At 71.6% G+C, this 14,188-nt stretch carries 14 protein-coding genes; 11 read left to right on the top strand and 3 right to left on the bottom strand.

The window, feature by feature from the left end:
- The first annotated feature begins 21 nt into the window (after nt 1–21).
- The 5 genes from ACQP26_RS19030 to ACQP26_RS19010 all read left to right on the top strand — a co-directional run bounded on the left by ACQP26_RS19030 (nt 22) and on the right by ACQP26_RS19010 (nt 4,648).
- Nucleotides 22–1,023, top strand: coding sequence for an NAD-dependent epimerase/dehydratase (locus tag ACQP26_RS19030; RefSeq protein WP_433493558.1), 1,002 nt, complete (start codon nt 22–24; stop codon nt 1,021–1,023).
- The gene (locus ACQP26_RS19025) at nt 1,010–1,735 is read left to right on the top strand and encodes a class I SAM-dependent DNA methyltransferase (RefSeq protein ID WP_433493557.1); all 726 of its coding nucleotides are present in this window, start codon (nt 1,010–1,012) and stop codon (nt 1,733–1,735) included. The genes ACQP26_RS19030 and ACQP26_RS19025 overlap by 14 nt, the downstream gene beginning before the upstream one ends.
- The gene (locus tag ACQP26_RS19020; RefSeq protein WP_433493556.1) at nt 1,732–2,841 is read left to right on the top strand and encodes a DegT/DnrJ/EryC1/StrS family aminotransferase; all 1,110 of its coding nucleotides are present in this window, start codon (nt 1,732–1,734) and stop codon (nt 2,839–2,841) included. The genes ACQP26_RS19025 and ACQP26_RS19020 overlap by 4 nt, the downstream gene beginning before the upstream one ends.
- A gap of 23 nt (nt 2,842–2,864) precedes the next feature.
- Nucleotides 2,865–3,476: a dTDP-4-dehydrorhamnose 3,5-epimerase family protein gene (locus tag ACQP26_RS19015; protein ID WP_269705364.1), complete on the top strand. Its 612-nt coding sequence runs from the start codon at nt 2,865–2,867 to the stop codon at nt 3,474–3,476.
- Nucleotides 3,477–3,634: 158 nt separating this feature from the next.
- Nucleotides 3,635–4,648 (top strand): Gfo/Idh/MocA family protein, encoded by a 1,014-nt coding sequence (locus ACQP26_RS19010; RefSeq protein WP_269705365.1) that lies wholly within the window; start codon nt 3,635–3,637, stop codon nt 4,646–4,648.
- Between the two features lie 54 nt (nt 4,649–4,702).
- On the opposite strand, the gene ACQP26_RS19005 is transcribed toward ACQP26_RS19010, so the two are convergent.
- The 3 genes from ACQP26_RS19005 to ACQP26_RS18995 all read right to left on the bottom strand — a co-directional run bounded on the left by ACQP26_RS19005 (nt 4,703) and on the right by ACQP26_RS18995 (nt 7,977).
- The gene (locus ACQP26_RS19005) at nt 4,703–5,437 is read right to left on the bottom strand and encodes a hypothetical protein (RefSeq protein WP_269705366.1); all 735 of its coding nucleotides are present in this window, start codon (nt 5,435–5,437) and stop codon (nt 4,703–4,705) included.
- Nucleotides 5,438–5,511: 74 nt separating this feature from the next.
- Nucleotides 5,512–6,555: a glycosyltransferase gene (locus ACQP26_RS19000; RefSeq protein ID WP_269707072.1), complete on the bottom strand. Its 1,044-nt coding sequence runs from the start codon at nt 6,553–6,555 to the stop codon at nt 5,512–5,514.
- A gap of 201 nt (nt 6,556–6,756) precedes the next feature.
- A complete protein-coding gene (locus ACQP26_RS18995; protein WP_433493555.1) occupies nt 6,757–7,977 on the bottom strand; it encodes a DegT/DnrJ/EryC1/StrS family aminotransferase in 1,221 nt (406 codons plus the stop codon).
- Nucleotides 7,978–8,172: 195 nt separating this feature from the next.
- Between ACQP26_RS18995 and rfbB the strand changes: the two genes are divergently transcribed.
- The 6 genes from rfbB to ACQP26_RS18965 all read left to right on the top strand — a co-directional run bounded on the left by rfbB (nt 8,173) and on the right by ACQP26_RS18965 (nt 14,164).
- Nucleotides 8,173–9,246, top strand: coding sequence for a dTDP-glucose 4,6-dehydratase (gene rfbB / locus ACQP26_RS18990; protein WP_433493554.1), 1,074 nt, complete (start codon nt 8,173–8,175; stop codon nt 9,244–9,246).
- Nucleotides 9,243–10,514 carry a beta-ketoacyl-[acyl-carrier-protein] synthase family protein gene (locus ACQP26_RS18985; protein WP_433493553.1) on the top strand — a complete coding sequence of 424 codons (1,272 nt, stop codon included), beginning with the start codon at nt 9,243–9,245 and terminating at the stop codon, nt 10,512–10,514. Before rfbB ends, ACQP26_RS18985 begins: the two co-directional genes overlap by 4 nt.
- Nucleotides 10,511–11,794, top strand: a complete 1,284-nt coding sequence (locus ACQP26_RS18980; protein ID WP_433493552.1) for a ketosynthase chain-length factor — start codon at nt 10,511–10,513, stop codon at nt 11,792–11,794. Before ACQP26_RS18985 ends, ACQP26_RS18980 begins: the two co-directional genes overlap by 4 nt.
- Nucleotides 11,795–11,805: 11 nt before the next feature.
- Complete coding sequence (locus ACQP26_RS18975; protein ID WP_269707073.1) at nt 11,806–12,051, top strand: acyl carrier protein; 246 nt, start codon at nt 11,806–11,808, stop codon at nt 12,049–12,051.
- A gap of 71 nt (nt 12,052–12,122) precedes the next feature.
- On the top strand, nt 12,123–13,070 hold the full coding sequence (locus ACQP26_RS18970; RefSeq protein WP_348651009.1) for an acyltransferase domain-containing protein: 948 nt from the start codon (nt 12,123–12,125) through the stop codon (nt 13,068–13,070).
- A gap of 116 nt (nt 13,071–13,186) precedes the next feature.
- Nucleotides 13,187–14,164, top strand: a complete 978-nt coding sequence (locus ACQP26_RS18965) for an LnmK family bifunctional acyltransferase/decarboxylase (RefSeq protein WP_433493551.1) — start codon at nt 13,187–13,189, stop codon at nt 14,162–14,164.
- Nucleotides 14,165–14,188: the final 24 nt, after the last annotated feature.

Genomic DNA, 14,188 nt, shown 5'->3' with positions numbered 1-14,188 from the left:
GTACCGAAGGTCGGAGGAGCGGTGGGTCCACTGGTGAGCGTGCTGGGGTCGTCCGGATATCTGGGATCGGTCGTCACCGCCCGCCTCTCGCAGCTCCCGATCCGGCTGCGTGCCGTGTCGCGCCGGGTCAGCCCGGTCCCGGACGAGGTGGTGGCCGACGTGGAGGTCCGTACCGCCGACCTCACCGACCCGCGATGTCTCGCCGACGCCGTCGCGGACGCCGACGTGATCCTTCACCTCGGTAAGCACAGCGGCGGATGGCGTGACGCGGACACGCCGGAGGGCGACCGGGTGAACGTCGGCGTCGCGCGCGACCTCGTCGACATCCTCGGCCGGCGACGGCCGGCAGCGGCGCCTCCGGTGGTGGTGTTCGCCGCGACGACCTCGCAGGTCGGCCGTCCGCCCGAGCACCCCATGAACGGCAGCGAACCGGACCGCCCGGAGACGGCGTACGACCGTCAGAAGCTTCGGGCCGAGGGCATCCTCAAGGCCGCGACCGAGGCGTCGGTGATCCGGGGCGTGAGCCTGCGGCTGCCGACGGTCTTCGGCCAGAGCGGGTTGTCCCGCGTGCCCGACGTCGGCGTGGTCTCCGCGATGGCGCGTCAGGCGATCGCCGGCCGGCCGTTGACCATGTGGCACGACGGAACGGTCAAGCGCGACCTGGTGTACGTCGAGGACGCGGCGGACGCCTTCCTGGCAGCCATGCGGCGACCTGACGAACTGGCCGGCCGGCACTGGCTGGTGGGCACCGGCCGGCACGACACGGTCGGCTCGGTGTTCCGTGTGATCGCGGCGTCGGTCGCCGCGCACACGGGTCGGCCGCCGGTGCCGGTGACGTCCGTGCCGCCGCCCGCGCACGCGCCTGTGATCGATTTTCTGAGCGTCACGATTGATCCCGCACCCTTCCAGCTCGCTTCCGGCTGGCGGGCGCGGACGGCGCTCGACGATGCCGTGGACCGCACTGTCGCCGCTCTGCTGGATCGCGGTGAAGCTACCGGAGAGGAGCCCCATGTACGGACGTGACGTGGCCGAGATCCATGACGACCTCAACGAGAGCCGGGGAAAGGACTACCGGACCGAAGCGGAGTACATCACCGAGGTGGTCCGTAGCCGGTTCCCCGGAGCGCGTTCCCTGCTCGACATCGGGTGCGGCGCGGGCGGCCACCTCGTGCACTTCGCCGAGTTCTTCGACACCGTCGGAGGGATCGAGCTGTCGGAGGACATGCTGGCCGTGGCCCGGGGCAAGCTGCCCGGTGCCGGGCTGCACCAGGGCGACATGCGGGGGTTCGACCTCGGCCGCGAGTACGACGCCGTGGTGTGCCTGTTCGGGTCCGTCGGCCACACCCATGACGAGGACGAACTGCGGCAGACGCTGCGCTGCTTCGGGCGGCATCTCTCCGCCGGTGGCGTCGTCGTGGTCGAGCCGTGGTGGTTCCTGGAGAAGTCGGTGGACGGATTCATCTCCGGTGACGTCGTCCGGAGCGGCCGGTCGACCATCGCGCGGATGTCGCACACCGCGCGTTCCGGGCACCGGTCGACAATGGACGTGCACTTCCTGGTGGCCGACCCGGAGACCGGGGTGCGGCACTTCGCCGAGACGTACACCCACACGTTGTTCAGCCGGGCCCAGTACGAGGCGGCCTTCGCCGCGGCCGGCTTCGACGCCGACTACATCGAGGACGTCCAGGGCGGCCGGGGACTCTTCGTCGCCGTCGCCGTCGAGGAGCGGCCGTGACGATCCGGGTGTGGGACTACCTCGCCGAGTACGAGAGTGAGCGTCCGGACGTCCTCGACGCGGTGGAGACGGTGTTCCGGTCCGGCCAGCTGGTGCTCGGCGCGAGCGTCCAGGGCTTCGAGGAGGCGTTCGCCGCCTACCACGGCGTCCCGCACTGCGTCAGCGTGGACAACGGGACGAACGCCATCAAGCTGGGTCTGCAGGCGCTCGGCGTGGGACCCGGAGACGAGGTCGTCACCGTGTCCAACACCGCCGCACCGACCGTCGTGGCGATCGACGCGGTGGGCGCCACGCCGGTGTTCGTCGACATCCGGGCGGACGACTACCTGATGGACACCACGCAGGTGGAGGCGGTCCTCACCGAACGGACCCGCTGCCTGCTTCCGGTTCACCTGTACGGACAGTGCGTCGACATGCGGCCGCTGCGCGAGGTCGCCGACCGCCACGGCCTGCTGATCCTGGAGGACTGCGCCCAGGCACACGGGGCACGCCACGGCGGTGTGCTCGCCGGCACGATGGGCGACGCCGCGGCGTTCTCGTTCTATCCGACGAAGGTGCTCGGCGCGTACGGTGACGGTGGCGCGACGATCACCGCGGACGACGCGGTGGCGGCCAACCTGCGGCGCCTGCGGTACTACGGCATGGAGAGCCGCTACTACGTCGTGCAGACGCCGGGGCACAACAGCCGGCTGGACGAGGTGCAGGCCGAGATCCTGCGTCGCAAGCTCACACGTCTCGACCGGTACATCGCGGACCGGCGCGCGGTGGCGCAGCGGTACGCGGAGGGCCTCGGGGACACCGACCTGGTCCTGCCCCGGGTGGCCGACGGGAACGACCACGTGTACTACCTCTACGTGGTGCGGCACCCCCGCCGGGACGAGATCCTGACGCGGCTGCGCGGCTACGGGATCGAGCTCAACGTCAGCTACCCCTGGCCGGTGCACACCATGACCGGGTTCGCCCACCTCGGCTACCGGGAGGGCTCGCTTCCGGTCACCGAGGCGCTGGCCGGACAGATCTTCTCGCTGCCGATGTATCCGTCTCTCCCGGTCGACGTCCAGGAGAAGACGATCAGTGCCCTCCGAGACATCCTCAAGACGCTGTGAACGGCCGGTTCTAGGGAGATCAGGTGAAGGTCGAAGAGCTCGCGGTCACCGGTGCGTTCGTGTTCACGCCCGACGTCTACCCCGACCATCGTGGATCGTTCGTGTCGCCGTTCCAGCAACGGGCCTTCGCCTCGGCGAAGGGTGCGCCGTTCCTCCCCGTCACGCAGACGAATCACAGCGTCTCCCGCCGGGGCGTCGTGCGGGGCATCCACTACACCGTCACCCCGCCGGGCACGACGAAGTACGTCTACTGTGCGGCGGGTGAGGCCATCGACATCGTGGTCGACATCCGGGTCGGCTCGCCGACGTACGGCAAGTGGGACGCCGTGCGGGTGAACCCGCGGGACTTCCGCGCGGTGTATTTCCCGGTCGGGGTCGGGCACGCCTTCGTGGCGCTGGCCGACGACACGGTCATGTCGTACATGCTGACCAGCGCCTACGTGCCCGAGTACGAAAAGGCGATCTCCGTGTTCGACCCGGACCTGGGGCTGCCGATTCCCGGGGACATCGAGCCGATCGTCTCCGAGCGGGACAGCGTGGGCCCGCGGCTGGCGGAGGCGGCCGAGGCGGGCCTGCTACCGGACTACCAGGAGTGCCGGGCCATCGAGGAGCGGCTGCTCCGCTCCGCCTCGTGAGCTGCGCCGGGACGTGGCGGAACCGCACCCGCGGGCCGGGTCCGCCGCACGACGAGCCGGCCCGGTGACCGGAGGTCCGGTCGCCGGGGTCCCGGCGCCGCCGCGCACCCGTTCGCCCCGCTCGCTGCCCACCCGGTTCCGGTGAAAGGACGCACCGCATGCCATCTGTGGTTCGCATGGGAGTCCTGGGGTGCGCGAGCATCGCGCTCCGCCGGGTTCTGCCGGCGATGATCGAGGCGGACGGCATGGAGCTGCGGGCCGTCGCGAGCCGCGATCCCGCCAAGGCGCACGCGATCGCCGAGCGTTTCGGCTGCGTGGCCGCCGAGGGGTACGACGACCTGCTGGACCGGCCCGACATCGACGCGGTCTACATCCCGCTGCCCACCGGCCTGCACGCGTACTGGGCGAGCCGCGCCCTCGCCGCCGGCAAGCACGTGCTCTCGGAGAAGCCGCTCACCAGTGACCACGCCACCGCCCGTGACCTCGTGAACCAGGCGAAGGGCGCGGGTCTGTGGCTGATCGAGAACTACATGTTCCTCCACCACCGCCAGCACGACATGGTCCGTGACCTCGTCGCGCAGGGCAGGATCGGCGAGCCCCGCGTCTTCACCGCGAGCTTCGGCATCCCCCCGCTCGACGCGGCGAACTGGCGGTACCACGTCGAGCTCGGTGGTGGGGCGCTGCTCGACGTGGGCGTCTACCCACTGCGCGCCGCCACCTACTTCCTCGGCGCCGACCTGGAGGTCGTCGGGTCGGTGCTGCGCATCCATCCGGTCCGGGGCGTCGACGTGGCCGGGCACGCCCTGCTCAGTACCCCGTCGGGTGTGACGGCCGAGCTGTCCTTCGGTTTCGAGCACGCGTACCGGTCCTGCTACTCGCTGTGGGGCGACCGGGCCCGTCTCACCCTGGACCGGGCCTTCACACCGCCGGTGACCCGGCAACCAGTGGTCCGGATCGAAGCGGAGGACCACGCCGAGGAGGTCGTTCTCCCCGCCGACCACCAGTTCAAGAACATCGCGGAGTTCTTCGCCCGGTCCCTGCTCGACGGCGGGGACTACACGCCGCACGCCGAAGCGATCTGCCAGCAGGCCGAGCTCGTCGACAAGGTGCGGTCCAGCGCGATCCGCATCACCGAGCCCCGCCGGGTGCAGTGGAGCGGGATCGCCGGATGACAGGGCCGGCGGTCCTCGACGGAGAGGAACCGCCGGCCCGCGCCGGACGTCCGGTCACCGGGACGGTCGCGCCCCGCCGGTTCTCGACGCCATGAACTCCGCGACCGTCGCCACGAACGTCGCCTTGTCGGCGTCCGGCAGGCGGAAGTACGGCGCGAGGACCTCGGACAACCCCGGCCGGACGAACGTCATCGGCTGGTCGCGCCGGTGCAGCGGTTCGATCACGCACACGTCCCCGGGCCCGGTGCCGCGGTACGCCATGTCCGTGGCGACCGTGAACCACTGCTGTTCCCCGGCGATCGTTCCGCGCGCGCGGGCCACCGACTGTTCCTTCAGGCAGCGCGGAGCATGACTGGCGGCGGCGATCTGCAGCACCGTGTCGACGCCGTGCGCGGCGAAGATGCCGGCGGCCGCCTCGATCTCGGCGACCGTGTTGTGCACCGGCTGCGTGATGACGATGTCGTGCAGGGCCTGGCGGAACGCCGCGCGCTCCGCGTCCGACAACCGGTCGAGCAGGGGCTTCAGGCGGCTGAACTCGTCCAGCCTGGAGAGGTTGTCCAGAAAGAACCTCTTGGTGTACTCGCCCTCACCGACGCCGTCCCGCCGGGAGAAGCCGCCGCCGATGACGATGCAGGCGAGTTCGTGATCGCCGCCCAGTGTCAGGACGGCTCGCGCCAGCGTGCCCAGGTCACCCAGACGGTCGTCCTCGGGCACGCCGACGACCAGTTCCGCCCACCCGTCGGTGGCCAGATGGCGGCTGTGCAGGAGCACTCCCACTCTCGTCGTCAACACGGAACTCCTCCCGGTGGGGGCACGACGGAGGCTCGCCCGATCCGGGCGGCGAGAAGGGTGAGGGCCGGCGGCTAGCCGGCGGCGGCCAGCTGCTCGATCGTGCCGACCATCTCGGCCGTCGTGGGCAGCTTACCGATCTCGGTGGCCAGGACCCGCGCGCGCTCGGCGAACCGGCGGTCCGAGAGGATCTGCCGGCAGGCCGCGGCCACGGCGTCGACCGCTTCCCGGTACGCCTCCTGGCCGGCCTGGCGGGGGGCCGGCGGCACGGCGAGGGCGGCACCGAAGTCGCCCAGGGCCTTCGCGATGGTCCTCGAGTAGTCGTTGTCCGGGGTGATCAGCTGCGGCACGCCGGCGTTCATGAGCGTCATCGCGGTGGCCGCGCCGCCGTGGTGCACCGCGAGGTCGCAGGTGGGAGCGACGACGTCGAGCGGCACCCAGCCGATGCGCACGTCGGAGAACTGTGCGCCGAACTCCTCGGCGGCGCGGTCCGGTGCCGCGATCACGACCTCCGCCCCGGCTGCCGTCAGCTGGTCGACCAGCTGACGCATGACGCCGGTGTGCGAGTGCAGCATGAGATTGCGCGTTCCCGCGGTGACCAGCACTCGTGGGCGCCCTGCGGGCCGGGTGTACATCCACGGGTCGAGTCGGCCCTGGCGGTTCCTCGGGATCCAGCGCATCGGTCGTGCGCCCGGGGTGGGCGACGGCCGCAGGCACGGCGGGCAGACGTCGATGAACAGGTCGGCCTCCGGCGGCCCGGTGAGGCCGAGACGCTCCAGGTCGGGCTCGATTCCCGGCTCCGGCCGCAGCGGGACGATGTCCCAGTAGTGGCGTACGTACAGCGCCTTCAGATGGGTGGCGAGGATGCCGGGGACGTGCGACAGGCCACCGACGACCACATCGGCCGGCCACTGCCGGGTCAGCTCCAGCAGCGCCTGCAGCCTGGCCGCGGGCATCCCCGGATGAGGTGAGGGGACCACCGGCAGTCCGATCGCCGTCGCCGTCTCCAGCAGCGGCTCGTCGGCGGTCACGAGGATCTCGTGCCCGGCGCTCCGGGCCGCCGTCGCGAGCGGGGCGATGGAGAACACGGTGGACTGGCTACCGCCTACGGTGAACAGGAATTTCATCGTGATCCGTCTTCTTCTCGACGACTGCGGACAGGTGCACCACGACGGACCGGCGTCCTCGCGGCGCGTTCGGGCACGTGCGGGGGTCCACGCGAGACGCGCGGGCGGCGGCGGACCGGCCCGGGAGCCGCGGCCGCCGGACGACGCGCAGGCGGGGCCGGGGCGACAGCGCGGCGGCCGGGGCCGGACGCCTCACGTCCCGCTCCCGGATGTGGAGGGCGGAGCCGCGCGGCGACGCAGCCGGTCGGTGAGTTCCGGCCCGTGGGAGATCGCGAGCCGCACGATGTGACAGATCCGGTCGATGTCCGTGGGGGAGACGGCCGGGCCGGTCGGCAGGGCGACCACCTGCTCGGCCAGGCGCTCGGTGTGCGGCAGCGAGGTCGGACGCTCCGAGCGGTAGGGCTCGAGCTGGTGGCAGGCGGGCGAGAAGTAGCGCCGCGCCCCGGCGTTCTCCGCCGTCAGCACCTCGATCATCAGGTCGCGGTGGATGCCGGTGACCGCTTCGTCGATCTTGAGGATCACGTACTGCCAGTTGGGATCCTCCTGCTCGTCGAAGTCGACTACGGAGAGCCCGCCCACCCCGCGCAACGCGGAGCGGTAGTGCGCGTGGTTGGCGCGATTGTGCCGTACGGTCTCGCCGAAGGCGTCCAGCGAGGTCAGTCCCATGGCCGCGGAGGCCTCGGTCATCTTGGCGTTGGTGCCGATGCCCACGCTGCGGCCGTCGGCGGTGATGCCGAAGGTCCGCAGGACGCGGAGCTCCTGGGCCAGCCCGTCGTCGTCGGTGACGACGGCGCCGCCCTCGAAGCAGTTGACCACCTTCGTGGCGTGGAAGCTGAACACCTCGGCGGAGCCGAAGCCGCCCACGCGCCGGCCCTGGAAGCTGGACCCCAGCGCGTGTGCCGCGTCGAAGGTGAGCGTGAGGCCGTGCCGCGCGGCCACCTTCTCCAGCTCGTCGGCCCGGCCGGGGCGGCCCCACAGGTGGACGCCGACGATGCCGGAGGTCCGCGGCGTGACGGCCGCCTCCACCTGCTCCGGGTCGAGGCATCCGGTGACCGGATCGACGTCGCAGAAGACCGGTGTCAGGCCCAGCACCCGGGCGGCGTGCGGCGTGGCCACATAGGTCATCGCGGGCATGACGACCTCACCCGACAGCCCGGTGGCCATGTAGAGCAGTTGCAGCGCCAGGGTGCCGTTGCACGTCGCCACGCAGTGCCGGACGCCCGCCAGGTCCGCGATGCGCTCCTCGAACTCGCGGACCAGCGCGCCGTTGGTGAGCCATTCGTTGTCCATCGCCGTGTTCAGCCTGTCGAACAGACGCGACCGATCGCCGACGCTGGGCGTTCCCACCTGCAGGAACCGTGAGAACTCCGGGGTCCCGCCGAGCGCAGCGAGATCAGCGAGTGTGTCTTTCACGCGCGGGCCTCCATCATGCCGTGCGACGTGCCATGGGCCGGCGGTGTGCCGGAACGACAGCGTCCCGGACGGTGCTCGCACCTCGGTTGAGCGCAACTGGGGTGACGCCCGCCGGGGCTATCAGGCGGAACCGCTCCACCGCCCTTCCAGTGGACCTCCACCATGGGTCGGCCGTGCCCGGCGACGCTCGGAAACATGAAACTTCTCGTGACCGGGGGAGCCGGCTTCGTCGGCTCCGAGTACGTACGCAGCATGCTCGGCGGCGCCTACGAGGGTTACGAGAACGCGGAGATCACCGTCCTCGACAAGCTCACGTACGCGGGCAGTCTGACGAACATCCCGGTGGACGATCCGCGGCTCACCTTTGTCCGAGGCGACATCGTCGACCGCGAGCTGCTTCTCGACCTGCTGCCGGGACACGACGCGGTCGTCCACTTCGCGGCCGAGAGCCACGTGGACCGGTCGCTGCTCGACGCCTCGCCGTTCACGACGACGAATGTGCTGGGGACCCAGACGCTGCTGGACTGCTGCCTCCGGACAGGCATCAGCCGGGTGGTGCAGGTCTCGACCGACGAGGTGTACGGCACCATCGCCCACGGGTCGTGGACGGAGGATCACCCGCTCCTGCCGAATTCCCCGTACGCCGCCTCGAAAGCGGCGGCCGACCTGCTCGCGCGCTCGTACCACCGCTCGCACGGGCTGCCGGTGGTGATCACCCGCTGCTCGAACAACTACGGGCCGTACCAGCACGTCGAGAAGATGATCCCGCGCTTCGTCACCAACCTGCTCAGCGGCCGGCCGGTGCCCCTCTACGGCGACGGCCGCAACGTCCGGGAGTGGCTGCACGTCGCGGACCACTGCCGGGGCGTGCAGTTGGCGCTGGGGAAGGGTCGTGACGGCGAGGTCTACCACCTGGGCAGCGGCACCGAGCTGACCAACCGGGACCTGACCGCCGAACTCCTGCGCCTGTGCGGGGCGGACTGGGACGCGGTGCGGCCGGTCGCCGACCGCAAGGGGCACGACCTCCGGTACTCCCTCGACGACAGCAAGGCCCGCCGCGAGCTCGGCTACGCCCCGCAGGTGCCCTTCGAGTCGGGCCTCGCCGAGGTCGTCGCCTGGTACCGGACCAACAGCGACCGGTGGGCCGACGAGTCGGAGCGGCACCACACGCAAGCCGCACCAGAGCCGGCAATGCCCGGTCCGGACACAGAGGAACAGGGGTCGATGAACATGAAGGCTGTCGGGACGACCGCGGCGGTGTCGCGGTGAGTGTTCGCAAAGTGGTGATCACCGGTCTCGGCGTCGTGGCGCCCGGCGGCGTGGGTACCAAGGCGTTCTGGCAACTGATCACCGCCGGTCGCACCGCGACCAGGCCGATCACCGCCTTCGACGCGTCCGCCTTCCGGTCCCGGATCGCCGCCGAGGTGGACTTCGAACCGGCCCAGGCCGAGCTGTCCCACCGGGAGATCAGCCGGCTGGACCGGGCGGCGCAGTTCGCCCTGGTCGCCACCAGGGAGGCGATGGCCGACAGCGGTCTGGAGACGGACCGGTCCGATCCCACCCGCGTCGGCGTGAGCCTCGGCACCGCCGTGGGTGCCACGTGCAACCTCGAGTCGGAGTACCTCGCTCTCAGCGACACCGGGCGGGAGTGGGTGCTCGACCACCACTACGCCGGCCCGCACCTGTACGACTACTTCATGCCCGGCTCCATTGCGGCGGAGGTCGCCTGGGACGTCAACGCCCAGGGCCCGGTCGCCGTGATCTCCGCGGGGTGCACCTCCGGACTGGACGCGGTCGGACACGCGGTGGATCTGATCCGGGAGGGCGCGGTCGACGCGATGGTGACCGGTGGCACCGACGCGCCGATCTCACCGATCACCGTCGCCTGCTTCGACGCCATCCGGGCGACCTCGTCGAGCAACGACGACGCGGCCCACGCGCTCCGCCCCTTCGACCGCACCCGCAACGGCTTCGTGCTGGGGGAGGGGGCCGCCGTGCTCGTCCTCGAGAGCGAGGAGCACGCCCGCGCCCGCGGCGCCCGGATCTACGCCGAGGTCACCGGATTCGCCTCCCGCAGCAACGCGTACCACATGACCGGCCTGCGGCCCGACGGCGCCGAGATGGCCGCGGCGATCACCGCCGCGCTGGCGGAGAGCAAGCTGTCACCGGAGGACGTCGACTACGTCAACGCGCACGGCACGGCGACGCAGCAGAACGACAGGCACGAGACGGCCGCTCTCAAGCGGGCACTCGGCCACCACGCCTACTCGACACCGGTCAGTTCCATCAAGTCGATGGTGGGCCACTCCCTCGGTGCGATCGGCTCGATCGAGATCGCCGCCTGCGCGCTCGCCCTGGACCAGGGCGTGATCCCGCCGACCGCGAACCTCCACGAGCCGGACCCCGAGCTGGACCTGGACTACGTCCCGCTGCACGCGCGGGAGCAGAGGCTCGACACCGTCGTCAGCGTCGGCAGCGGCTTCGGAGGCTTCCAGAGCGCCATCGTGCTCGCCCGTCCCGGGCGGGGTGCGGCATGACCGCGGCGGTGATCACCGGGATCGGCGTCGCGGCGCCGAACGGCTTCGGGACCGAGAACTTCTGGGCCGCGACGTTGCGTGGCGAGTCCGCCATCCGCCCGGTCCGGCGATTCGACGTGAGCGGGTACCCGGCCCGGCTGGGCGGCGAACTCGACGGATTCGATCCCGCCGACCACATTCCCAGCCGGCTTCTCCCGCAGACCGACCGGATGACCCAGTTCGCGCTGGCCGCGTCGGCCTGGGCGCTCGCCGACGCCCGGGTGGAACCCGGCGCCTACGAGGCGACCGAGACCGGCGTGGCGATGGCCGGGGCGTTCGGCGGCTTCGAGTACGGCCAGCGCGAGCTGGAGAACCTGTGGCGGTCCGGTCCCGAGCACGTCAGCGTGTACATGTCGTTCGCCTGGTTCTACGCCGTCAACACGGGGCAGACGTCGATCCGGCACGGCATGAGAGGCCCCGCCGGCGTCATCGTCAGCGACCAGGCGGGCGGGCTCGACGCGGTCGCGCAGGCCCGGCGGAACATCCGCAAGGGGTCCCGGCTCATGCTCTCCGGGGGCTTCGAGAGCTCCTTCTGCCCGTACGGCTGGGTGGCCCGGATGAGCGGCGGCACGCTGAGCACCGGCGACGATCCGCGAACCGCGTACGTGCCCTTCGACGTCGGCGCCCGTGGGTACGTCCCCGGTGAGGGTGGTGCCGTCCTGGTGGTCGAGGACGCCGCCGGCGCCCGCCGCCGGGGCGCGCACATCCACGGGGAGATCGCCGGGTACGCGGCGACGTTCGACGCCGCCGCGCGCCACGGTGGTGCGCGGGGACTGCGCCGCGCCGTGGAAGGCGCCCTGGCGGACGCGCAGATGACGGCCGCGGACATCGGCGTGGTCTTCGCCGACGGCTCCGGAACGCCGGACGAGGACCACGCCGAGGCCGAGGCGATCGCCGCCGTGTTCGGTCCGGGCGCGGTTCCCGTCACCGTCCCGAAGACCATGACCGGACGGATGAGCTCCGGCGGCGCGTCCGCCGACCTCGCGTGCGCCCTGCTCGCCATGCGCGACGGGCTCATTCCGCCGACGGTCAACGTGCGCACGGTAGCGGCCGGCGCGCAGATCGACCTCGTCACCGGCGGGCCCCGCCGGTGGGAACCCGGGGCCGCGCTGGTGATCGCCCGGGGCAGGGGCGGATTCAACTCCGCGATGGTGCTCCGGCGCGGCACCGCGTCCCCGGACGTCTCCGCGGAAGCGACGAGCAACGACAGTGACATTCGAACCGGATCAGGAGGGGAGTAGTCGTGCAGCGGATAACTCTGCCGGACCTTGAGGAGATCATGCGCAGGTGCGCCGGGGACGACGAGTCGACGTCCTCGTTCCAGCAGGCTCCGGACCAGGCGTTCACCGACCTCGGATACGACTCGCTCGCGTTGCTCGAGACGCAGAGTGTCATCAAGCGGGACTACGGCGTCGAGATCTCCGAGCAGGCCCTGAGCGAGGCCACCACGCCACGGCAGCTGGTGGACCTCGTGAACCGATGGCTGACCGCGGCCTGACCGGCGCCGGGGCGCCGGCCGGCCGGGACACGCCGGCCGAGGGCCCGCCGCAACCGCCACCTGCCCTGCTGATGCCGGGCCAGGGTTCCCAGTACCAGGGCATGGGCACGGGGCTGTACCGGGATGTCTCCGCCTTCGCGGCGATCATCGACGAGGTGTTCGAGCTCATGGGGAGGGCCGGGGAGCAGCTACGTTCCGACTGGCTCGCCGCCTCCCCGCAGCTTCCGGTCGACCATGCCAGCCGTTCGCAGCCGCTGCTGTTCGCCATCGACTACGCGCTCGGCAGGCTGCTGCTGGACCGCGGGCTGCGGCCGGCGGTCCTGCTGGGACACAGTGTCGGCGAGATGGCCGCCGCCACCCTCGCCGGCATCTTCGACCTGCCCGGCGCGACCCGCATCGTCGGGCAACGGGTCGGCCAGTTCACCCTGGTGCCGCCGGGCGGAATGGCCGCCGTGGCGGCGTCCCGGGCCGAGGTCGAGCCGTACCTGCGGCCGGGTGTCGACGTCGGGGCGGTCAACACGCCCCGGCAGACGGTGATCGCCGGTGCGGACGAGCCGCTGCGGACCACAGTGGACGCCCTGCGCCAGGCCGGCTACACCTGTGCTGCGGTGCCGTCGACGGTTCCCTTCCACAGCGAGTGGCTCCGGCCGGCGGTCGACCCGGCCTGCTCCCTGCTGGCGAGCCTGCCGGCGAACCCGCCCCGGATCCCCGTGGTGTCCGGGTACACCGCCGGCTACCTGACCGAGGCCGAGGTGAAGGATCCACGGTACTGGGCCGAGCACCCGGTGAACCCGGTGCTGTTCTGGCCCGCCCTGGCGAGACTGGCGGAGGCCGGGCCCCACCTGCTGGTCGAGTGCGGCCCCGGCACCAGCCTGACCACCTTCGCCCGCCGGCACCCGGACGTCCGTTCCGGGCGGTGCGAGGTGCTGTCGCTGATCGGGCCGGCGGCGTCGGGCCCGGCCCGGGAGGCCGAGCACCTCGCTGCCGCGGCGGCCCGGCTGGGAGTCTCGCTGCCCTGATCCGCGGTGCCGCCCCGGGTCAACCGCTGCTCGACCGGACCTGGTGAGGCCGGTGCCAGGCTGCGCAAGCACGATCCACCCAGGCGGTGGCCGTCCCCTAGGACCGCGGAGATGACATGGAGACCAACCAGCAGGCCCTGTTTCCCCAGGTCGGTCGTCCGGCGCTGGTTCGACGCCCGGGTGACTGGCTCGAACGCGTCGAACTGATCACCCCCGCGATGTGCGGCCCCAACTCGCTGTTCATCGGCCAGCTGGGCGACTGGACCTGGGACGCGGTCGGCGCCGCCTGCCACATCGATCCGTACTCCGCGGTGGATCCCGAGGGCAACCCCGTCTACCTGTCCTTCGCCTATTTCCGGGTCAAGGCATGCAGCGACCTGTCCGTCGAGCAACTGACCTTCGGCGACCGGCTCCGCGTACGGTCGAAGGTGCTGTCCTGCGGCGGTGACTCGTTGCTCACCGTGCACCAGGTCAGCCGCTATCACGGGGACGCCGGTACGGAGGCCGCGTACGGCGACGGCCTCGCCATGGACGGCTTCTTCCGCTACGACTCGCCCGGATGTGTGCACGTCGAGACGTTCAACCGCTGGATCCAGCGTTCCGGCGACGGCACGAACCACGGATTGCGGCGGGCGACGCCCATCGGCTTCCAGTCGCACCACCTGGACCCGATCGCCGACGAGCACACCCCCCGTCGCGTCGTGTCGATGGCGCGCCGGGCAGCGGGCTTCCGGGCCGAGGGGGAGCCGCCGCCGGAGGCCGGGCTCACGCTGACCTACCAGGTGAGCGCCAGTCGCGACCTCAACGGCGTCGGCCTGCTGTACTTCGCGTCGTACTTCTCGATCGTCGACTGGGCGGTCCTGACGTTGTGGCGCAGTCTCGGCCGGTCGTCCGACAGCTTCCTGCGCCGGCGGGTGCCGGACCGGCAGGTCTGCCTGTTCGCCAACGCGAACGCCGACGACGTCCTCGACGTCGCGGTCACGACATTCCCCGACGCCGGGGGTGAGGACGTGGTCGACGTGACGGTGCGCCGGCAGGACGGCAGCCTGCTCGCCGTGGCGCGTCAGCGCATCACCCAGAACCGGGCGGGATGAGCACGGCGCCCCGCCACCGGGTGG

This window comes from Micromonospora sp. CA-248089, from assembly GCF_050948515.1.
In the GTDB taxonomy this organism is placed as follows: domain Bacteria; phylum Actinomycetota; class Actinomycetes; order Mycobacteriales; family Micromonosporaceae; genus Micromonospora.
Note: the sequence above shows the minus strand (reverse complement) of the source record. Positions and strands in the feature narration are given on the sequence as shown.